Origin of the sequence: Streptococcus mitis (genome assembly GCF_002096835.1) — a bacterium.
Lineage (GTDB): Bacteria > Bacillota > Bacilli > Lactobacillales > Streptococcaceae > Streptococcus > Streptococcus mitis_W.
The window spans coordinates 100,854-121,322 of record NZ_NCVG01000018.1; the positions used below are offsets into that span (position 1 = coordinate 100,854).

General features: G+C 40.4%; 21 protein-coding genes. All 21 read left to right on the plus strand.

The window, feature by feature from the left end; genetic code table 11:
- The 21 genes from rnpM to B7699_RS02515 all read left to right on the plus strand — a co-directional run bounded on the left by rnpM (window position 1) and on the right by B7699_RS02515 (window position 20,460).
- Complete coding sequence (gene rnpM, locus B7699_RS02405) at window positions 1-294, plus strand: RNase P modulator RnpM (RefSeq protein ID WP_084927033.1); 294 nt, start codon at window positions 1-3, stop codon at window positions 292-294.
- A complete protein-coding gene (locus B7699_RS02410) occupies window positions 287-586 on the plus strand; it encodes a YlxQ-related RNA-binding protein (protein WP_084927034.1) in 300 nt (99 codons plus the stop codon). Before rnpM ends, B7699_RS02410 begins: the two co-directional genes overlap by 8 nt.
- Window positions 587-602: 16 nt before the next feature.
- Window positions 603-3,404: a translation initiation factor IF-2 gene (gene infB / locus B7699_RS02415; protein WP_084927035.1), complete on the plus strand. Its 2,802-nt coding sequence runs from the start codon at window positions 603-605 to the stop codon at window positions 3,402-3,404.
- 251 nt (window positions 3,405-3,655) lie between these two features.
- Window positions 3,656-4,006, plus strand: coding sequence for a 30S ribosome-binding factor RbfA (rbfA, locus tag B7699_RS02420; RefSeq protein WP_001273601.1), 351 nt, complete (start codon window positions 3,656-3,658; stop codon window positions 4,004-4,006).
- 215 nt (window positions 4,007-4,221) lie between these two features.
- On the plus strand, window positions 4,222-4,404 hold the full coding sequence (locus B7699_RS02425) for a hypothetical protein (RefSeq protein WP_084927036.1): 183 nt from the start codon (window positions 4,222-4,224) through the stop codon (window positions 4,402-4,404).
- 265 nt (window positions 4,405-4,669) lie between these two features.
- Window positions 4,670-4,903, plus strand: a complete 234-nt coding sequence (locus B7699_RS02430) for a DUF1858 domain-containing protein (RefSeq protein ID WP_000368734.1) — start codon at window positions 4,670-4,672, stop codon at window positions 4,901-4,903.
- Entirely contained in the window at window positions 4,903-6,237 is a 1,335-nt protein-coding gene (locus B7699_RS02435) for a DUF438 domain-containing protein (protein WP_084927037.1), read from the plus strand. The genes B7699_RS02430 and B7699_RS02435 overlap by 1 nt, the downstream gene beginning before the upstream one ends.
- A gap of 9 nt (window positions 6,238-6,246) precedes the next feature.
- Complete coding sequence (locus tag B7699_RS02440) at window positions 6,247-6,501, plus strand: DUF1912 family protein (RefSeq protein ID WP_084927038.1); 255 nt, start codon at window positions 6,247-6,249, stop codon at window positions 6,499-6,501.
- A gap of 95 nt (window positions 6,502-6,596) precedes the next feature.
- Window positions 6,597-6,992, plus strand: a complete 396-nt coding sequence (locus B7699_RS02445; RefSeq protein ID WP_000038635.1) for a helix-hairpin-helix domain-containing protein — start codon at window positions 6,597-6,599, stop codon at window positions 6,990-6,992.
- 283 nt (window positions 6,993-7,275) lie between these two features.
- Window positions 7,276-7,854 (plus strand): flavin reductase family protein, encoded by a 579-nt coding sequence (locus tag B7699_RS02450; RefSeq protein WP_084927039.1) that lies wholly within the window; start codon window positions 7,276-7,278, stop codon window positions 7,852-7,854.
- A complete protein-coding gene (locus tag B7699_RS02455) occupies window positions 7,841-8,401 on the plus strand; it encodes a GNAT family N-acetyltransferase (protein WP_084927040.1) in 561 nt (186 codons plus the stop codon). Before B7699_RS02450 ends, B7699_RS02455 begins: the two co-directional genes overlap by 14 nt.
- Window positions 8,401-8,979, plus strand: a complete 579-nt coding sequence (locus B7699_RS02460; RefSeq protein WP_084927041.1) for an AAA family ATPase — start codon at window positions 8,401-8,403, stop codon at window positions 8,977-8,979. The genes B7699_RS02455 and B7699_RS02460 overlap by 1 nt, the downstream gene beginning before the upstream one ends.
- Window positions 8,972-11,623: a valine--tRNA ligase gene (locus tag B7699_RS02465; RefSeq protein WP_084927042.1), complete on the plus strand. Its 2,652-nt coding sequence runs from the start codon at window positions 8,972-8,974 to the stop codon at window positions 11,621-11,623. Before B7699_RS02460 ends, B7699_RS02465 begins: the two co-directional genes overlap by 8 nt.
- Window positions 11,624-11,694: 71 nt before the next feature.
- Entirely contained in the window at window positions 11,695-12,858 is a 1,164-nt protein-coding gene (locus B7699_RS02470) for a DNA cytosine methyltransferase (protein ID WP_084927043.1), read from the plus strand.
- A gap of 12 nt (window positions 12,859-12,870) precedes the next feature.
- A complete protein-coding gene (locus tag B7699_RS02475) occupies window positions 12,871-14,937 on the plus strand; it encodes an ATP-binding protein (RefSeq protein ID WP_084927044.1) in 2,067 nt (688 codons plus the stop codon).
- Between the two features lie 18 nt (window positions 14,938-14,955).
- Window positions 14,956-15,753, plus strand: coding sequence for a hypothetical protein (locus B7699_RS02480; protein ID WP_239822204.1), 798 nt, complete (start codon window positions 14,956-14,958; stop codon window positions 15,751-15,753).
- Window positions 15,754-15,969: 216 nt separating this feature from the next.
- A complete protein-coding gene (rpoE, locus tag B7699_RS02485) occupies window positions 15,970-16,557 on the plus strand; it encodes a DNA-directed RNA polymerase subunit delta (RefSeq protein WP_000418409.1) in 588 nt (195 codons plus the stop codon).
- Between the two features lie 236 nt (window positions 16,558-16,793).
- The gene (locus B7699_RS02490) at window positions 16,794-18,401 is read left to right on the plus strand and encodes a CTP synthase (protein ID WP_000105236.1); all 1,608 of its coding nucleotides are present in this window, start codon (window positions 16,794-16,796) and stop codon (window positions 18,399-18,401) included.
- Window positions 18,402-18,520: 119 nt separating this feature from the next.
- Window positions 18,521-19,597, plus strand: a complete 1,077-nt coding sequence (locus B7699_RS02495; protein ID WP_192851995.1) for an N-acetylmuramoyl-L-alanine amidase family protein — start codon at window positions 18,521-18,523, stop codon at window positions 19,595-19,597.
- Window positions 19,598-19,846: 249 nt separating this feature from the next.
- Window positions 19,847-20,146 (plus strand): DUF4651 domain-containing protein, encoded by a 300-nt coding sequence (locus tag B7699_RS02510; protein WP_031233155.1) that lies wholly within the window; start codon window positions 19,847-19,849, stop codon window positions 20,144-20,146.
- Window positions 20,143-20,460 carry a thioredoxin family protein gene (locus B7699_RS02515; RefSeq protein WP_045612822.1) on the plus strand — a complete coding sequence of 106 codons (318 nt, stop codon included), beginning with the start codon at window positions 20,143-20,145 and terminating at the stop codon, window positions 20,458-20,460. Before B7699_RS02510 ends, B7699_RS02515 begins: the two co-directional genes overlap by 4 nt.
- Window positions 20,461-20,469: the final 9 nt, after the last annotated feature.

Sequence of the window (20,469 nt, forward strand, 5' to 3'; positions counted from 1 at the left end):
ATGAAAACGAGAAAAATCCCTTTGCGCAAGTCTGTTGTGTCTAACGAAGTGATTGATAAACGTGATTTGCTCCGCATTGTCAAAAACAAGGAAGGACAAGTCTTTATCGATCCGACAGGCAAGGCCAACGGCCGTGGCGCTTATATCAAGATAGACAATGCAGAAGCCTTAGAGGCGAAAAAGAAGAAGGTCTTTAACCGCAGCTTTAACATGGAAGTGGATGAAAGCTTTTATGACGAGTTGATCGCTTATGTAGATCACAAAGTGAAAAGAAGAGAGTTAGGACTTGAATAAGCAAAAGATAAGTAATCTCTTGGGACTCGCTCAGCGAGCAGGCAGGGTCATCTCGGGTGAAGAATTGGTGGTCAAAGCCATTCAAGACGGCAAGGCCAAGTTGGTCTTTCTAGCCTATGATGCAGGACCCAATCTAACCAAGAAGATTCAAGATAAAAGTCATTATTATCAAGTAGAAATTGTAACCGTGTTTTCAACACTGGAATTAAGCATAGCAGTCGGGAAATCGAGAAAGGTTTTGGCTGTAACAGATGCTGGATTTACAAAGAAAATGAGGTCTCTTATGGAATAGAAGAGGAGGACATGATTTGTCTAAGAAAAGATTGTACGAAATCGCAAAAGAACTTGGAAAAGAAAGTAAAGAAGTTGTAGCGCGTGCAAAAGAGTTGGGCTTGGATGTGAAAAGCCACTCATCAAGTGTGGAAGAAGCTGTCGCTGCAAAAATCGCTGCCAGCTTTAAGTCCGCAGCTGCTCCGAAAGTAGAAGCAAAACCTGCAGCACCAAAAGCAAGTGCAGAAAAGAAAGCCGAAAAATCTGAGCCAGCTAAACCAGCTGTAGCTAAGGAAGAGGCAAAAGCGGCTGAGCCAGTTGCTTCTAAAACAGAAAAAGCAGCGGCTAAACCGCAAAGCCGTAATTTCAAGGCTGAGCGTGAAGCTCGTGCCAAAGAGCAGGCAGAACGACGCAAGCAAAATAAAGGCAATAACCGTGACCAACAACAAAACGGAAATCGTCAGAAAAACAACGGCCGTAATGGTGGAAAACAAGGTCAAGGCAACCGTGACAATCGTCGCTTTAATGACCATGCTAAGAAACAGCAAGGTCAACAAAATCGTGGAAATGAGCGCCGTCAACAAGAGGACAAACGTCCAAATCAAGCGGCTCCACGTATTGACTTTAAAGCTCGTGCAGCAGCCCTAAAAGCAGAGCAAAATGCAGAGTACGCACGTTCAAGTGAGGAACGCTTCAAGCAGTATCAGGCTGCTAAAGAAGCCTTGGCTCAAGCTAACAAACGCAAGGAACCAGAGGAAATCTTTGAAGAAGCTGCTAAGTTAGCTGAACAAGCGCAACAAGCACAGCAAGTTCAAGCAGTGGTTGAAGTCGTCCCTGAGAAAAAAGAACCTGCAGTGGATACACGTCGTAAAAAACAAGCTCGACCAGACAAAAATCGTGACGATTATGATCACGAAGAAGATGGTCCTAGAAAACAACAAAAGAATCGAAGTAGTCAAAATCAAGTGAGAAATCAAAAGAATAGTAACTGGAACAATAACAAGAAGAACAAAAAAGGCAATAACAAGAACAACCGTAATCAGACTCCAAAACCTGTTACAGAGCGTAAATTCCATGAATTGCCAACAGAATTTGAATATACAGATGGTATGACCGTTGCGGAAATCGCAAAACGTATCAAACGTGAACCAGCTGAAATCGTTAAGAAACTCTTTATGATGGGTGTCATGGCCACACAAAATCAATCTTTGGATGGGGAAACAATTGAACTCCTCATGGTGGATTACGGTATCGAAGCCAAACAAAAAGTTGAAGTGGATAATGCCGACATCGAACGTTTCTTTGTCGAAGATGGCTATCTTAATGAAGATGAATTGGTAGAGCGTCCACCAGTTGTAACTATCATGGGACACGTTGACCACGGTAAAACAACCCTTCTAGATACCCTTCGTAACTCTCGTGTTGCGACAGGTGAAGCAGGTGGTATCACGCAGCATATCGGTGCCTACCAAATCGTTGAAAATGGCAAGAAGATTACCTTCCTTGACACACCTGGACACGCGGCCTTTACATCTATGCGTGCGCGTGGTGCTTCTGTTACCGATATTACTATCTTGGTCGTAGCGGCAGATGACGGGGTTATGCCTCAGACTATTGAAGCCATCAACCACTCAAAAGCGGCCAACGTTCCAATCATCGTAGCTATCAACAAGATTGATAAACCAGGTGCTAACCCAGAACGCGTTATCGGTGAATTGGCAGAGCATGGTGTTATGTCAACAGCTTGGGGTGGTGATTCTGAATTTGTTGAAATTTCAGCTAAATTCAACCAAAATATCGAAGAATTGTTGGAAACAGTCCTTCTTGTGGCTGAAATCCAAGAACTCAAGGCAGACCCAACAGTTCGTGCGATCGGTACAGTTATCGAAGCGCGCTTGGATAAAGGAAAAGGTGCGGTCGCAACCCTTCTTGTTCAACAGGGTACCTTGAATGTCCAAGACCCAATCGTTGTCGGAAATACCTTCGGTCGTGTCCGTGCTATGACCAACGACCTTGGACGTCGTGTTAAGGTTGCTGGACCATCAACACCGGTTTCTATCACAGGTTTGAATGAAGCACCAATGGCGGGTGACCACTTTGCTGTCTACGAAGATGAAAAATCTGCGCGTGCAGCAGGTGAAGAACGTGCTAAACGTGCCCTTATGAAACAACGTCAAGCTACTCAACGTGTTAGCCTTGAAAACCTCTTTGATACACTTAAAGCTGGTGAACTCAAGTCAGTTAACGTTATCATCAAGGCCGACGTACAAGGTTCTGTTGAAGCCCTTTCTGCCTCACTTCAGAAAATCGATGTAGAAGGTGTTAAAGTTACCATTGTTCACTCAGCGGTCGGTGCCATCAACGAATCTGACGTGACTCTTGCCGAAGCTTCAAATGCCTTCATCGTTGGTTTCAACGTACGCCCTACACCACAAGCTCGTCAACAAGCAGAAGCTGACGATGTGGAAATCCGTCTTCACAGCATTATCTACAAGGTTATCGAAGAGATGGAAGAAGCCATGAAAGGGATGCTTGATCCAGAATTCGAAGAAAAAGTTATCGGTGAAGCAGTTATCCGTGAAACCTTCAAGGTATCTAAAGTGGGAACTATCGGTGGATTCATGGTTATTAACGGTAAGGTTACCCGTGACTCTAAAGTCCGTGTTATCCGTGACGGTGTTGTTATCTATGACGGTGAACTCGCAAGCTTGAAACACTACAAAGACGACGTCAAAGAAGTTACAAACGGTCGTGAAGGTGGATTGATGATTGACGGCTACAATGATATCAAGATGGATGATGTGATTGAGGCCTATGTCATGGAAGAAATCAAGAGATAAGATTTTTTGCTCCTTTCTTAGGTGGTGAGGGACGCAAGCAAACCGATGGTTTCATTGCTTATTTTTGAGCCTAGAGTCTCAAAAATCCCCTGTGATGGGACTGATAAATCAGTTCCATCACTTTCACCACGGCGAAAGAAGCGGATGAGTTCAAATTGAACTTCGTTTCAATTTGAACTGAAAATCAATAAGTTTAAAAATAGCTAGGTCTGCTGGCCTAGCTTTTGGTTCAAAGTAGAGAAAGGAATATCATGGCAAATCATTTCCGTACGGATCGTGTGGGCATGGAAATCAAGCGTGAAGTCAATGAGATTTTGCAAAAGAAAGTCCGTGATCCACGTGTCCAAGGTGTGACCATCACAGATGTTCAGATGCTAGGTGACTTGTCTGTTGCTAAGGTTTACTACACCATTTTGAGTAACCTTGCTTCAGATAACCAGAAAGCTCAAATCGGGCTTGAAAAAGCAACTGGTACCATCAAACGTGAACTTGGTCGCAATTTGAAGTTGTACAAAATCCCAGATTTGACTTTCGTCAAAGACGAATCCATAGAATATGGAAACAAGATTGATGAAATGCTACGCAATCTGGATAAGAACTAAGAAGAGGGGCAACCCTCTTTTTTGGTGGAGGAAAAGGCAATAAAACATGCTGGTGGAATCTTTCCAGAGTTAAACATTATTAAAAAGCTTTATAAAATTTAGATAGTATGATATTATGGGAAATGAAAGAGTGAGATAAAGAGATTTTTCAGAAATAGCCAGCAAGACTGGTATCATCAATATTTTGAAAGTGTAGTTAAAAGAGGAAAGATAATATGGGGCCTATCAAAGCTTTTGCTAAAATCTATGGTAATTACTTTTTGACCATGCAAGGTGTAAAAGTAATGAAAACGATAAAGAAAGATGATAATGCCGTTGTCTGTCTGGGGAAACTTTTTATTGCAGACAAGTTAATGGATACGGCTCGATGGCTCATCAAGCCAGAGGAGAGAGAATGAAATTTTTCTGGGCAATTCTTGCCATTCTTTTTATTAAACCGATTATTGGAATTGTGAAATTCTTTTGGATGATCATTTCTTTTGCAGTCCAATTGCTGTTTTACAAGCTATTATTTAAACTATTGGATTGGATCTTTAAGCTTATTTAGATGGTAATCTAAGTCGTTGGGAACTAGCAGGAATTCTACTGCTAGTTTTTTAATCTCTCTCCTTATGGTATAATAAAACAAGCAAAATCATTTTAAAACATACAATGGAGGTCGTCATGGACAATATCATCGATGTGTCAATTCCTGTTGCAGAAGTGGTGGATAAGCATCCAGAAGTCTTGGAAATCCTAGTGGAGTTGGGTTTTAAACCTCTTGCTAATCCCTTGATGCGTAATACTATCGGTCGCAAAGTATCGCTCAAACAGGGTTCTAAGCTTGAAGGAACTCCTATGGACAAGATTGTCCGCACACTGGAAGCAAACGGCTACGAAGTGATTGGGTTAGACTAATGGCAGATGAACGGATTCATATCCTACGGGATATTTTGTTAGAATTGCACAATGGCGCCTCTCCTGAGTCGGTTCAGGAGCGCTTTGATGCGACCTTTACAGGTGTTTCAGCCATCGAGATTTCCCTTATGGAGCACGAGCTGATGAACTCAGACTCAGGTGTCACCTTTGAAGATGTCATGGAACTCTGTGATGTCCATGCTAATCTTTTTAAAAATGCTGTTAAGGGTGTCGAAGTTGCAGATACTGAGCATCCAGGCCACCCAGTTCGTGTCTTCAAGGAAGAAAATCTGGCCCTCCGTGCGGCCTTGATTCGCATTCGGAGATTGTTAGATACCTATGAGTCCATGGAAGATGAAGAAATGCTTGCGGAGATGCGCAAGGGCTTGGTGCGTCAGATGGGACTTGTGGGGCAATTTGACATCCATTACCAACGTAAGGAAGAACTCTTCTTTCCTATCATGGAGCGTTATGGACACGATTCACCTCCCAAAGTTATGTGGGGAGTGGATGACCAGATTAGGGAACTCTTTCAAACAGCTTTAGCGACAGCCAAGTCACTACCAGAAGTGTCGATTAGCACTGTAAAGGAAACTTTTGAAGCCTTTGCGACAGAGTTTGAAAGTATGATTTTCAAGGAAGAGTCCATCCTTCTCATGATTCTCCTTGAGTCCTTCACCCAAGATGACTGGCTTCAGATAGCGGAGGAGAGCGATGCCTATGGCTATGCTATCATCCGTCCGTCTGAGAAATGGGTGCCAGAACGACAGAGTTTTGTTGAGGAAAAGATTGCAGAGGAGCCCGTGCAGCTAAACACTGCTGAAGGTCAAATTCAGCAAGTCATCGATACACCTGAAGGACAGTTTACCATTACCTTTACCCCTAAGGAAAAGGAAGCAGTGCTGGACCGCCATAGTCAACAGGCTTTTGGCAATGGATATCTTTCAGTCGAGCAGGCTAATCTCATCCTCAATCACCTTCCCATGGAGATTACCTTTGTCAATAAAGACGATATTTTCCAGTATTACAATGACAATGCGCCAGCTGATGAGATGATTTTCAAACGGACGCCGTCCCAAGTCGGGCGCAATGTCGAACTCTGCCATCCGCCTAAGTACTTGGACAAGGTCAAGACCATCATGAAGGGGCTTCGTGAGGGGACCAAGGATAAGTATGAAATGTGGTTCAAGTCTGAGTCGCGAGGCAAGTTTGTCCACATCACCTACGCAGCAGTGCACGATGAAAACGGAGAATTCCAAGGTGTACTGGAATATGTTCAGGATATCCAGCCCTACCGTGAGATTGACATGGACTATTTCCGTGGATTAGAATAAGGAGAAAAAATGAGTTACGAACAAAAATTTATGAAGGAATTTGAAGCCTGGGTCAATACCCAAATTATGATTAACGACATGGCGCACAAGGAAAGTCAAAAAGTCTATGAAGAAGACCAAGATGAGCGTGCCAAAGATGCCATGATTCGATACGAAAGTCGCTTGGATGCTTATCAGTTCTTGCTTGGTAAGTTTGAAAACTTCAAAGCAGGTAAGGGATTTCATGACTTGCCAGAAGGCTTGTTTGGTGAGCGAAATTATTAAATGAGAAAGATTCTTGATTTTTCACTAAAATCTTGATAGAATATTTATATTAAATCCTTGTCAGAGCAGGGGTTTTTTATTGAAAGGATTTTATCATGTCAAAGAAACTCAATCGTAAAAAACAATTACGAAATAGCCTCCGTCGTGCAGGTGCTTTTTCAAGTACTGTGACTAAGGTTGTAGAAGAGACAAAGAAAGTCGTGAAACGTGCAGAGCAATCAGCGAGCCAAGCTGGTAAGGCTGTTTCTAAAAAAGTTGAACAAGCAGTAGAAGCTACCAAAGAGCAAGCTCAAAAAGTAGCCAATTCTGTAGAAGATTTTGCAGCAAACTTGGGTGGACTTCCACTTGATCGTGCCAAAACTTTCTATGATGAAGGAATCAAGTCTGCTTCAGATTTCAAAAACTGGACTGAAAAAGAACTCCTTGCCTTGAAAGGAATCGGACCAGCTACTATTAAGAAATTGAAAGAAAATGGCATCAAGTTCAAGTAATCTTTCTTGTGCCTTGCATTTCCGAAAAAATCTTGCTAAAATAGAGCCATTAGAGGTGTTTTGAATCCCACATTTTACAGAAAGTGGCGGCGCTGAGAAGTCCACAAATGTGTTAAAACTAGTTGCTAATGGATGAAAAATTGAAATAAAAGTGTCTTTTTGTTTTAAAGACGAGAGTTGCGGGCAACTGCCCGAAATTGGGTGGTACCGCGGATAAATACATTCGTCCCTGTCATGTAGATGGCAGGGATTTTCTTTTGCGTCTTAGTAAAAGGAGGTTGTTATGAAGCAATCTTTTAAAACAAGTAAACTCTATTATGGTTTTCCTATCTTCATTTTGGGGTATCAAGATCAGAATTTTGGACACAATATTACGACCTGTAGCTCCTCTTATAGCTTGGGAGATTGGCTAGTCATTGGTGTCGGAGCTGAAGAAAATGCGGCTGAGCAGATTAAGCATTATCAACAGTTTACCGTGAATATCCCTGATGAAAATCTCATGCTCGAGATGGAGCAGGCTGGTTTTATCAGTCATCGAGAGAAATTGAAACACCTGGGGCTAGACTACGAGATTTCTGAACAGACTCAGTCTCCGATTTTAGAGGCCTGTCCAGTCGTATTGGACTGTCAGGTAGATCGGATTATCGAGGAAGATGGAATCTGCCACATCTTTGCTAAGATTCTGGACCGACTGATTGATCCAGATCTCTTGGATGAGAAAGGGCATTTTAAAAATGACCGTTTTTCACCGACTTACTTTATGGGGGACGGCCGTCAGCGAGTTTATCGTTATCTAGATGACCGAGTCAATCCCATGGGAAGCTTTATCAAGAAAGCGAGGAAGAAGGATGTCAAGAGCTGAATTACCAGAACGCTTGGAAACAGAACGTCTCGTTTTACGAGTCCGTACTGTGGCGGATGCTGAGGATATCTTTGACTATGCTAGTCGTCCGGAAGTCTCTTACCCAGCAGGCTTTCTACCCGTCAAGACCTTGGAAGATGAGGTTTACTATCTAGAGCATATCCTTCCCGAACGCAATCAAAAGGAAAATCTCCCAACAGGCTATGGGATTGTCGTCAAAGGAACCGATAAAGTCATTGGTTCTGTTGACTTCAACCATCGCCATGCGGATGATGTGCTAGAGCTTGGCTATACCTTGCATCCAGACTATTGGGGTCGAGGCTATGTACCAGAAGCAGCGTTTGCCTTGATTGACTTAGCCTTTAAAGATTTGGATCTTCACAAGATTGAGCTGACTTGTTTTGGTTATAATGTCCAAAGTCAACGAGTCGCAGAAAAACTTGGATTTACCCTCGAAGCTCGAATCCGAGACCGTAAAGATGTTCAAGGAAACCGCTGTGACAGTCTGATATATGGCTTGCTGAGGAGTGAGTGGGAGGTGATTTGATGCATCTTTTCATCATTGGTGCTCCGGCCTCAGGAAAAATGACGATTGGTCAAGAACTATCTCGACTGACGGATGCTACCCTCTTTTATAACCATCAAGCCATCGATTTTGCACTAGAAATCTATCAGGATTATACCGAGGAGATGTGGGAATTTGTTCGTGGAATTACCTTTTCTTTCCTTGGAGCAAGTGCAAGAAATCAGCGATCAGTAATTTTAACAGACGTAATTGATTTTTCAAATCAGTACCAGCTGCTGTATTTGAAGCAAATTCAGGATTTATTGGATAACTTTCATCAAGAGATTCTGTTTGTTGAGTTGGAAACAAGTCTTGAGGAGCGTTTACGTCGAAATCAAACGGAGAATCGATTAAAGTACAAACCCTTAAAACGACATATTGAGGTATCTGAAAGAGAAATTTTAGAGACCGCTGAAACACTTCAATTAAATTCCCAACATCAACCGAATGAGTTGCACCACTACCTTAAAATAAATAATACGAGTTTGACTGCAAAAGAAGCTGCTAAGCAAATTCAAAATAAAATGAACAAAATAGAGAAAGGACAAACACATGTCTAAAGAACTTTCACCTAAATACAATCCAGCCGAAGTGGAGGCTGGTCGTTATCAAAAATGGCTTGATGCGGATGTTTTCAAGCCTTCAGGCGATCAAAAGGCTAAGCCTTATTCAATCGTCATTCCACCACCAAACGTAACTGGTAAGCTTCACCTTGGTCACGCTTGGGATACGACTTTGCAGGATATTATCATCCGTCAAAAACGCATGCAAGGTTTTGATACGCTTTGGCTTCCGGGGATGGACCACGCGGGGATTGCCACTCAGGCTAAAGTTGAGGAGCGCTTGCGTGGTGAGGGCATCAGCCGATATGACCTGGGTCGTGAAAAATTCTTGGAAAAAGTCTGGGAATGGAAAGACGAATATGCCACTACCATCAAGGAACAATGGGGCAAGATGGGGCTCTCTGTAGACTACTCTCGCGAGCGTTTCACTCTTGACGAAGGCTTGTCGAAAGCCGTTCGCAAGGTCTTTGTGGACCTTTACAAGAAAGGCTGGATCTACCGTGGTGAGTTTATCATCAACTGGGACCCAGCAGCTCGCACAGCCCTTTCTGATATTGAGGTGATTCACAAGGATGTCGAAGGTGCCTTCTACCACATGAATTACATGCTGGAAGACGGTTCACGCGCCCTTGAAGTTGCCACAACTCGTCCTGAGACTATGTTTGGGGACGTTGCCGTTGCGGTCAATCCAGAAGACCCACGCTACAAGGACTTGATTGGTCAAAACGTCATCCTTCCAATCGCTAATAAACTAATCCCAATCGTTGGGGATGAGCATGCAGATCCTGAGTTTGGTACTGGTGTTGTTAAAATCACACCTGCTCACGATCCAAACGACTTCTTGGTTGGTCAACGCCACAACTTGCCACAAGTCAATGTTATGAACGATGACGGAACTATGAATGACTTGGCTTTCGAATTTGCAGGCATGGACCGTTTTGAAGCTCGTAAGGCAGTCGTTGCTAAGCTGGAAGAAATCGGTGCCCTCGTTAAAATCGAAAAACGTGTCCACAGCGTTGGTCACTCAGAGCGTACAGGTGTAGTGGTTGAGCCACGCTTGTCTACTCAATGGTTTGTGAAGATGGACCAATTGGCTAAGAATGCCATTGCCAACCAAGACACAGAGGACAAGGTTGAATTCTACCCACCTCGTTTCAACGATACCTTCCTCCAATGGATGGAAAATGTCCACGACTGGGTAATCTCTCGTCAGCTTTGGTGGGGTCACCAAATCCCTGCTTGGTACAATGCTGAGGGTGAAATGTACGTCGGTGAAGAAGCTCCAGAAGGTGACGGATGGACTCAGGACGAAGACGTCTTGGATACGTGGTTCAGTTCTGCCCTCTGGCCATTCTCAACCATGGGCTGGCCTGATGTCGACTCAGCAGATTTCAAACGTTACTTCCCAACATCAACTCTGGTAACAGGTTATGACATCATCTTCTTCTGGGTGTCTCGTATGATCTTCCAATCTTTGGAATTCACTGGTCGTCAGCCATTCCAAAACGTGCTTATTCACGGTCTCATTCGTGACGAGCAAGGACGCAAGATGTCTAAATCTCTTGGTAACGGGATTGACCCAATGGATGTTATCGAGAAATATGGTGCCGATGCCCTTCGCTGGTTCCTTTCAAACGGTTCTGCACCAGGTCAAGACGTGCGCTTCTCTTACGAGAAAATGGATGCTTCATGGAACTTCATTAACAAGATCTGGAACATCTCTCGCTACATCCTCATGAACAATGAAGGTTTGACCCTTGAGCAAGCAACTGCCAATGTCGAAAAAGTGGTCAACAAGGAAGCTGGAAATGTCACAGACCGCTGGATTCTCCACAACCTCAATGAAACCATCGGCAAAGCTACTGCCAACTTTGACAAGTTTGAATTTGGTGTGGCTGGGCACATCCTCTACAACTTCATCTGGGATGAGTTCGCGGACTGGTACGTTGAGTTGACCAAGGAAGTCCTTTACAGCGATAATGAAGAAGAGAAAGTCATCACACGTTCTGTCCTTCTTTATACTTTGGACAAGATCCTTCGCCTTCTCCACCCAATCATGCCATTCGTGACAGAGGAAATCTTTGGACAAATCTCAGAAGGCTCTATCGTGACAGCAGAATACCCAACTGTCAACCCAGCCTTTGAAGACCTTGTTGCCCACACTGGTGTGGAAAGCCTCAAAGACTTGATTCGTGCCGTTCGTAATGCGCGTGCTGAAGTAAACGTAGCTCCAAGCAAGCCTATCACCATCCTTGTTAAGACTAGCGATAGCGACTTGGAAGCCTTCTTTAACAGCAATGTCAACTACATCAAACGCTTCACAAATCCAGAACACTTGGAAATCGCATCAACCATCCCTGCACCTGAACTCGCTATGTCAAGCGTCATCACAGGAGCAGAAATCTACCTGCCGCTCGCAGACCTTCTTAATGTCGAAGAAGAGCTAGCTCGTCTCGACAAGGAACTCGCTAAATGGCAAAAAGAACTGGACATGGTCGGCAAGAAGCTCTCTAACGAACGCTTCGTAGCCAATGCCAAACCAGAAGTCGTCCAAAAAGAACGCGACAAACAAGCCGACTACCAAGCTAAATACGATGCGACCGTAGCACGTATTGATGAGATGAAGAAGTTGGTGAAATAAACATAGAAACACGGTGATGAGCCGTGTTTTTTTGGTATAATAGTCTTACTAGAGTTTAAAAAGGATAAATTATGATTAATGTAATTGATTTATTTTCTGGGGCTGGAGGTTTAACCTTTGGTTTTCAGAAAAAAATTGAAAATAATGTTTTTGTTTCTAGAGAAGATTTTAATATTCGATTTGCTAATGAGTTTAATTCTGATGCTGCTGAAGCATTTAGACAAAATTATCCAAAGATTACCATGATAGAAGATGATATTGCGAATATTGATAAATTATTTTTGAAGAAAAATGGAATCAATTTTAAAGGAGTTGATTTAGTTATAGGTGGTCCACCATGTCAATCATTTAGCACGGTTGGCAAGAGACAGTATGATAAGAGAGCAAAAATGTACCGTGAATATAGAAGGATACTTTCATTTATCCAACCTAAAATGTTTGTTTTTGAAAATGTTTATGGTTTGTTAACCATGAAAAACGAGCAAAATGGACCAATTATTCGAAATGTAAAAGAAAGTTTTAAAGATTTATCTAGCTTTGGAGATGTTCATGGATATAAAGTTTATACAAAATTACTTAATGCTAAGGATTACGGTGTTCCACAAAATAGAGAACGTGTCTTTTTGATTGGTGTAAGAAATGATTTAAATATTGAGTTTGAATGGAGTTTTCCAGAAAAGTGTACTTCTGAAAATCCCTTCAATTTAAGAGATGCTATTGGAGATTTACCTAGTTTAGGAAATAATGACAGAGCGGACCAATATGTGGAAGATCCACAAACAGATTATCAAATTTTAATGAGAGGTAATCAAGATCAATTATTTAATCATGTAAGTCGTAATCATGGACAAAGATTGCAGAAAATTATGGCTGTACTTAAGGAAGGACAAGGTAAGAATGATATAAATAGAATGGTAGAAGATGGATTGTTAGATAGAGAACTATATTTAACCTCAGGATATCGTAATACTTATGGTCGATTGTGGTGGGATAGACCTTCAACAACCATAACAAATAATTTATCAACACCATCTTCCTTACGGTGCATTCATCCTAGTCAAAATAGAGCTTTGACTGCAAGGGAAGGTGCAAGAATACAGTCTTTTCCAGATAATTATAAGTTTGTCGGAGGTCTACAAGCAATTAATACCCAGATTGGAAATGCTGTTCCTCCAATTTTAAGTATTCATTTAGCTAATAGAATAAAAGATTTCTTTGAAGAAAATAATTTGTAAAAAGGAATTAATATGTCAGAAAAAAATACAATACAATTCAATTTTTCATACTATGCTTTGAATTTACTTGGTAAACAAATGTATACTAATAGATGGAGTGCTATTTCTGAACTTGTAGCAAATGGATTAGATGCTGGTGCAACAAATGTAAAATTATATATTAATTCTATTAATAAGAAAAAATCTATTTTGGAAATAATAGATAATGGAAGTGGCATGTCTTATAATGACTTAGCTACAAAATATGCATTAATAGGCAGGAATAAGCGTTTGTCTGAAAATGAATTGTCAGATAAAATTAAAGGACGCAAGGGGATAGGTAAACTAGCTACGTTATTTCTATCTAAAAAGTACTATATTGTTTCAAAAAAAGCGGGTGTCACAACTGCATGGATGTTAGATTCAACTGATAAAAATGATAATGATGTTCCAGAGTTAATAAGAGTAAATGCTTCGGAAGTTGGAATTGAAAATAGAGAATTATGGGAACAATATGATACAGGAACTCTTGTTAAATTAGTAGATGTGAATATGTCAGGATTTGCTGAGACAAAATTCGAATCTTTAAAACTTCGCTTGGCTGATTACTATCTTTTAGATAATATTAATGCTGGGATAGAAGTTGCCTATATAACAGATTCTCGGCAAAGAAGAACATTTGAAAAAGTAGAGAAAAAAATAGCGTTCAAAAACTTTTTTGCCTTTTTTGAAAATGATTTAGAAAATAATTTATCCAATAAGTTATCGAAAAGTGTACTAATTCCAAATAGCAAATATCCTGAGTTTAGGACCAAACGTAGGGATGTTGTCAAATTTTCAAAAGAAGATTTTAAAAATATAGAAGGTAGAGAAAGGTTCATAACTACTTCTGGAAAATCTAAGTTTTTTCCTTATGAATTAAAAGGTTGGATTGGTATCCATTCGACAATAAATACAAATGAGGCTAGGCAAAATGATCCAAATTTTGTAAAAAATGATGTTCACAAACCTAACAGGTTGAAATTATATGTCCGTGATAAGTTAGCAGTGGAAAATTTTCTTGAGTATTTAGATAATACTCAAGCTATGAGAGTCTATTTAGAAGGAGAAATATCCTTCGATATCTTGGATAATGATGAACTTGAAGATATTTCAACATCCTCTCGTGAAGGATTTTCAAGAGAAGATGAACGAGTTAAGCTACTAATTAATATTTTGAAACCAATTATTAGTAAGTTAATTAGTGAAAGAAATAAAATTGCTACGCAAATTAGTGCTGAAGATCGCATGGAAGATGAAAGAAAACTTGAAATAGAGAGGGAAGAAAGAAGGAAAGAAAGAGAGGCTCGACGACAGGAAGAAAGAGAAAAAAGAATAGCTGAACAAAAGGTTGAGATACTGGAACAAAAAAATGAACACTTGATAGAAACAAATGATCAATTAGAAACACAAAATACCCTTCAAAAAGTAATGTTACAAGAAAAAGATCCAGAAAAACAGGAATTATTTGTTCATGAATTAAATACAATTAGCGATAACTTAGTTTATACAATTAGTGATTTAGCTGAAGATTTTCGAAAAACTAATGAATATGATAGAGTCAGTGAATATATTATTGATTTTAAAAGAAGTGCGGATCGTCTTAGTACTATAAAAAGACAGTTTTTGAAATTAGGTACTTATGATTTAATAGGTAAGCAACTAATTGATATTAAGTCATATTTAAAGAGCTATCTTAAGGTTAGTCCACATAGAAACAGGATTATTGATGAGATAGGTCCTGGAGAATATGGAAAAGAAATAGATGTTTTTGAGTTTGCAATTTTAGTAGACAATTTAATTTCAAATGCTATTGATAACGGTGCAACCTTTATAAAGTGTTCTTTTTTAGATAATGAAAATAAATTTGTTATTAGCTCAGACACAGCACCAATAAAGATAGAACCTATTGAAAAGATATTTGACCTAGGAATCAGTTCAAAAAATTTTGGAACAGGTGTCGGATTATATTTGGTTAAAGAAATTTGTGACGAGTACAACTGGGAAATATATGTATCGCAAGATGCATTAACTGTTAATTTTGAAATAAAAATGGGGTAACTGAAATTGAGAAATGAAGTGAGAGTAATTTGGCTAGAAGATTCTATAACTGGTGCGAATAGAAGGTCTCATCAGGGAAGAGTTGAAGCGGTAGAACAACATATACAATCTAAGGGATACCAACCTATTATCAAAGTTGTTACTAATATTAGTGAAGCAAAAGACTTATTGACGACAAGAGGTGGGGAACAACGATATGACTTTTTTATTTCTGACTTTGATTTAGGGGGAGGAGTAGATGCTGAAAAGGGTTTAGATTATTTAGTTGAAGTGAGAAAATCAAAAAATTATAAGCGTTTTTTTGTATTATATTCTCGAAATGAGTATTCAACAATATCTCAAAAAGTTGTTGAAAAATTGCAAGATGAGAATAATATTGACCTTTTTACTAATTTTTCATTTATATCTATTGCGGTAGATGATAAGAATTCGGTTGAAGATGTTAAACAGAAATTTAAAGATTCTATAGATATTGGATTAGCTAGATGGGACGAATTAAACGCTATTCGAGGAATGTATATGTGTGAACATGCTGAGATCGAATATCATTTAAGAGAAAAAGGGATAGCTGGCAAGTATGATGAACAGATAGGTTATTTTTGTACAAAAGAGAATATTCCTCAAGATATTCATACATTGTGGAATGAACAAAGAAAGATTCGAAACGCTTTAGCACATGTTAGGGAAGCATTTGATCATAGAAAAAAATGCTTCTATATTGTATCTAATGAAGATCCCAGGATAAAAATATTTGAAAATGATTTAGATACACACAGAAGTAAGTTAAGAGATTTGAGAGAGAAACTAGATTTATAGAAGTAGGAAGCTGTATAACAAACTTAGTCAATTTGCTTCTATATCTCCACCTCACGATGCCATAGGCTGGGTAGCAAAGAAATAAAAAGTCCTGTCACTTTCTCCCATTTAACCTTTGACTATTCCGCAAAATTATCGTAAAATAAAGAGTAAATGATAAAATGAGGTCAGAGTCTGTTCGCTCTGGCGATAGTAGTATAAATGAGGAGAAACGCTTTGGAATTAGAAGTATTTGCTGGGCAAGAAAAAAGTGAACTATCTATGATTGAGGTAGCGCGTGCTATCTTGGAACTTCGTGGTCGCGATCATGAGATGCATTTTAGCGATCTTGTAAACGAAATTCAAAACTACCTTGGAACATCAAACAGCGATATCCGCGAAGCCTTGCCTTTGTTCTACACAGAGTTGAACTTTGACGGTAGCTTCATCTCACTTGGAGACAACAAATGGGGTCTTCGTTCATGGTATGGTGTAGACGAAATCGACGAAGAAATCATTGCTCTTGAAGAAAATGACGACGATGAAGTAGCACCAAAAGCTAAGAAAAAACGTGTCAATGCCTTCATGGATGGCGATTCAGATGCTATTGACTACAATGCGGATGATCCAGAAGACGAAGATGCATACGAAGCCGATCCAGCTCTTTCATACGATGATGAAAATCCAGATGATGAGAAAAATGAAGTGGAAGCTTACGATGCAGAAATCAACGAAATCGCTCCTGATGACTTGGGTGAAGACGTGGATCTTAACGAAGAAGACGACGAGTTTTCAGATGATGATACTGAAAACATCGAGGAATAAAAATTAGCTATTGACAATTATCCTATTTTTAGGTATCATATTGTTCGGGCACCTCTTTTAGAGGTCGTGGCTCCCTAGTTCTTAGGGAGCTATTTTTGTTTTTTCAAGAAGTTATCTTCTTGTATTTTGGTTGTGAATCTGGTGCAGTAGTCCCAGATTATTCTTATTAGTAGGGTCTTGTTTTTTATGTCCCCTCGTAGTTAACAAGGCCTTGAGAATTTTAGAAAGAGGAATCTATGTCTACGAAATATATTTTTGTAACTGGTGGTGTGGTATCGTCTATTGGGAAAGGGATTGTTGCAGCGAGTCTGGGCCGTCTCTTGAAAAATCGTGGTCTCAAAGTAACCATTCAAAAGTTTGACCCTTATATCAATATCGATCCGGGAACTATGAGTCCTTATCAGCACGGGGAAGTTTTTGTGACAGATGACGGAGCTGAGACAGATTTGGACTTGGGTCACTATGAACGTTTCATCGATATCAATCTTAACAAATATTCCAACGTGACAACTGGTAAAATTTACAGTGAAGTTCTTCGTAAAGAACGCCGTGGAGAATACCTTGGGGCAACTGTTCAGGTTATTCCTCATATCACAGATGCTTTGAAAGAAAAAATCAAGCGTGCCGCTCTAACGACTGATTCTGATGTCATTATTACAGAGGTTGGTGGGACAGTAGGAGATATCGAGTCCTTGCCATTCCTCGAGGCCCTTCGTCAGATGAAGGCAGATGTGGGGGCGGATAATGTCATGTATATCCATACAACCCTCCTTCCTTACCTCAAGGCTGCTGGTGAAATGAAGACCAAACCAACTCAACACTCTGTAAAAGAATTGCGTGGATTGGGAATCCAACCAAATATGTTGGTTATTCGTACAGAAGAGCCAGCTGGTCAAGGAATTAAAAACAAACTGGCTCAGTTCTGTGATGTGGCACCAGAAGCTGTTATCGAATCGTTGGATGTCGAACATCTTTACCAAATTCCATTGAACTTGCAGGCACAAGGTATGGACCAAATTGTTTGTGACCATTTGAAATTAGACGCACCAGCAGCGGATATGACGGAGTGGTCAGCCATGGTGGATAAGGTCATGAACCTCAAGAAACAAGTTAAAATTTCCCTTGTCGGTAAGTATGTTGAGTTGCAAGATGCTTATATCTCAGTGGTCGAAGCCTTGAAACACTCTGGTTATGCCAATGACGCAGAAGTTAAAATCAATTGGATCAATGCCAATGATGTGACAGCAGAGAATGTGGCAGAGCTCTTGTCTGATGCGGACGGAATCATCGTACCAGGAGGTTTTGGCCAGCGTGGTACTGAAGGGAAAATCCAAGCCATCCGCTATGCGCGTGAGAATGATGTTCCAATGTTGGGTGTTTGCTTGGGAATGCAGTTGACTTGTATCGAATTTGCTCGTCACGTTTTAGGTCTTGAAGGTGCCAATTCTGCAGAGCTTGCACCAGAAACAAAATACCCTATCATTGATATCATGCGTGATCAGATTGATGTGGAGGATATGGGGGGAACCCTTCGCTTGGGACTTTATCCGTCTAAGTTGAAACGTGGTTCTAAGGCAGCAGCTGCTTATCACAATCAAGAAGTGGTGCAACGCCGTCACCGTCACCGTTATGAGTTTAACAATGCCTTCCGTGAGCAGTTTGAGGCAGCAGGCTTTGTCTTCTCAGGTGTTTCTCCAGACAATCGTTTGGTTGAAATTGTGGAAATTCCTGAAAATAAATTCTTTGTGGCTTGCCAGTATCACCCTGAACTTTCAAGTCGTCCAAACCGCCCAGAAGAACTCTACACTGCCTTTGTTACTGCAGCTGTTGAGAACAGTAATTAGCAAAATCAGAACCTTAGAGAAGAATCTCAGAGGTTTTTTGCTTGCATATTTAGGATATGAGTTGCAAATTAAAAACATAGTGATATAATTAACATAACAAAAGTTAAGGAGGATCTACAATGAAAAAAATCACACTGTTTGGTTTGTCTCTAGCTGGTCTAGCTTTACTGGCTTTTCCACATTCAGGGCAGGCATTTGAGCTTAAAGAAGAATGGGTTGTTAAATGTGGAGTTCAGTATCAAGATGGCAAAATTCTTCGATTTAATAATGGCCATGAAGTAGATATTAAAGTCTTGGATTTGCCAAAAACTGAGAAAATCGAGTGGACGGTTAGTCTCGATGGTCAAGATCAGACAGTCAATTTCCTAGGTCAAGAAAAGGACAAGTCTATGATCGGGGAAGAAGGGCGTTACCTGAATTTCTATGTTCCATATGGCTATAGAGGAGATATCAAGGTCGAGGCTAAGAGCGGAAACGAAGTAAAGACCTGGTCAACGAAAGTTGTGGATGATATTCATAATGATAGTGGAAAGAGTGGTTACTACCGTATTGAAGAATCAAATAATCAATACACCTACCTTGATACTAAATGGGACTATCAAACCAAGACCTACACAGCTACCTTACCAGAAACTGTCAATGGTCAAAAAGTCTATGCTTGGGAAGACTATGACCATGGTGAGTTAAAACTTACAAAACCAGAATCTATCAGTCATTCCTACAAGGGGGGAGGAGCCTTCCGAGAACTTTATCCGATTGTAAAAGCAGAAAGCTGGCTAAAATCAGACAAAAACTGGTACTATCAAAAACAGGGTCAATTAGTGCAGAATGCTTGGGTTAAAGACAAGGGAACTTGGTACTTTATGAATGATAAAGGAGTCATGTTCAATCAAACTTGGCTTTATCAAGGTGGCAACTGGTATGCCTTTAAATCATCGGGAGCTATGATTGCTAGTGATTGGCTTTACGACCAAGGCAAGTGGTACTATTTATCGACTTCAGGCTCTATGAAAGCAAGCGCTTGGGTTTATGATAAGGGAGAATGGTATTATGTAAGTTCTTCTGGTGCCATGCTAGCGAATGATTGGGTCAAAGATAATGGCCAGTGGTATTATCTGGCTTCATCAGGTAAGATGCTTCGTAATACCTACACACCTGATGGTTACTACGTTGGCAACTCAGGTACCTGGCAATAAGAATAATACTCTTCGAAAATCTCTTCAAACCACGTCAGCTTCATCCACAACCTCAAAACGCTGTTTTGAGCTGACTTCGTCAGTTCTATCTACAACCTCAAAGCAGTGCTTTGAGCAACCTGCGGCTAGCTTCCTAGTTTGCTCTTTGATTTTCATTGAGTATAAGAAGTCCTTTTCCTTAAAGGAAGGGGCTTTTTACTTGCGTTTCTGCTGCTTCCTCATTTGTCCTAAAGTCTTTTTTGTGTTAAAATGAATGGTATGAAAGCTAAAAAAATGTTGATGGCAGGCTTGGCTCTGCTAGGTATTGGAAGCCTTGCCCTTGCTACGAAAAAAGTTGCAGATGACCATAAGCTCAGGAAGACTCAGGAAGAGTTAACAGCGATTGTGCGAGACCATTTTTCAGACATGGGGGAAATTGCGACCCTCTATGTTCAAGTCTATGAAAGCAGTCTAGAGAGCTTGGTTGGTGGCGTCATTTTTGAGGATGGCCGTCATTATACCTTTGTCTATGAAAATGAAGATCTAGTCTATGAGGAGGAAGTCTTATGATACAACCAGCAAGTTTAGAAGAATTGGCATCTTTGGTGGAAAAAGAGGGCAAGAAGGTCTTTCTTTTTGTGGCAGACTGGTGTGGCGATTGCCGTTATATCTATCCTGCCTTACCAGAAATTGAGAAAACTAATCCAGAGTTCACCTTTATTCGAGTGGACCGAGACCAGTATATGGATTTGGCCAAACTCTGGGATGTATATGGAATCCCTAGCCTTGTTGTTCTAGAAAAAGACAAGGAAATTGGTCGTTTTGTTAATCGCGACCGTAAAAGTAAGGAGCAAATTAACGATTTTTTAGCAGGACTGAAATAGGAGAAAAGG

What these genes read in the sequence shown, in the direction of transcription:
- rnpM (WP_084927033.1), top strand. Translation starts at nt 1, where the DNA reads ATGAAAACGAGAAAAATCCCTTTGCGCAAGTCTGTTGTGTCTAACGAA.
- rbfA (WP_001273601.1), top strand. Translation starts at nt 3,656, where the DNA reads ATGGCAAATCATTTCCGTACGGATCGTGTGGGCATGGAAATCAAGCGT.
- B7699_RS02425 (WP_084927036.1), top strand. Translation starts at nt 4,222, where the DNA reads ATGGGGCCTATCAAAGCTTTTGCTAAAATCTATGGTAATTACTTTTTG.
- B7699_RS02430 (WP_000368734.1), top strand. Translation starts at nt 4,670, where the DNA reads ATGGACAATATCATCGATGTGTCAATTCCTGTTGCAGAAGTGGTGGAT.
- B7699_RS02435 (WP_084927037.1), top strand. Translation starts at nt 4,903, where the DNA reads ATGGCAGATGAACGGATTCATATCCTACGGGATATTTTGTTAGAATTG.
- B7699_RS02440 (WP_084927038.1), top strand. Translation starts at nt 6,247, where the DNA reads ATGAGTTACGAACAAAAATTTATGAAGGAATTTGAAGCCTGGGTCAAT.
- B7699_RS02445 (WP_000038635.1), top strand. Translation starts at nt 6,597, where the DNA reads ATGTCAAAGAAACTCAATCGTAAAAAACAATTACGAAATAGCCTCCGT.
- B7699_RS02450 (WP_084927039.1), top strand. Translation starts at nt 7,276, where the DNA reads ATGAAGCAATCTTTTAAAACAAGTAAACTCTATTATGGTTTTCCTATC.
- B7699_RS02455 (WP_084927040.1), top strand. Translation starts at nt 7,841, where the DNA reads ATGTCAAGAGCTGAATTACCAGAACGCTTGGAAACAGAACGTCTCGTT.
- B7699_RS02460 (WP_084927041.1), top strand. Translation starts at nt 8,401, where the DNA reads ATGCATCTTTTCATCATTGGTGCTCCGGCCTCAGGAAAAATGACGATT.
- B7699_RS02465 (WP_084927042.1), top strand. Translation starts at nt 8,972, where the DNA reads ATGTCTAAAGAACTTTCACCTAAATACAATCCAGCCGAAGTGGAGGCT.
- B7699_RS02470 (WP_084927043.1), top strand. Translation starts at nt 11,695, where the DNA reads ATGATTAATGTAATTGATTTATTTTCTGGGGCTGGAGGTTTAACCTTT.
- B7699_RS02475 (WP_084927044.1), top strand. Translation starts at nt 12,871, where the DNA reads ATGTCAGAAAAAAATACAATACAATTCAATTTTTCATACTATGCTTTG.
- B7699_RS02490 (WP_000105236.1), top strand. Translation starts at nt 16,794, where the DNA reads ATGTCTACGAAATATATTTTTGTAACTGGTGGTGTGGTATCGTCTATT.
- B7699_RS02495 (WP_192851995.1), top strand. Translation starts at nt 18,521, where the DNA reads ATGAAAAAAATCACACTGTTTGGTTTGTCTCTAGCTGGTCTAGCTTTA.
- B7699_RS02510 (WP_031233155.1), top strand. Translation starts at nt 19,847, where the DNA reads ATGAATGGTATGAAAGCTAAAAAAATGTTGATGGCAGGCTTGGCTCTG.
- B7699_RS02515 (WP_045612822.1), top strand. Translation starts at nt 20,143, where the DNA reads ATGATACAACCAGCAAGTTTAGAAGAATTGGCATCTTTGGTGGAAAAA.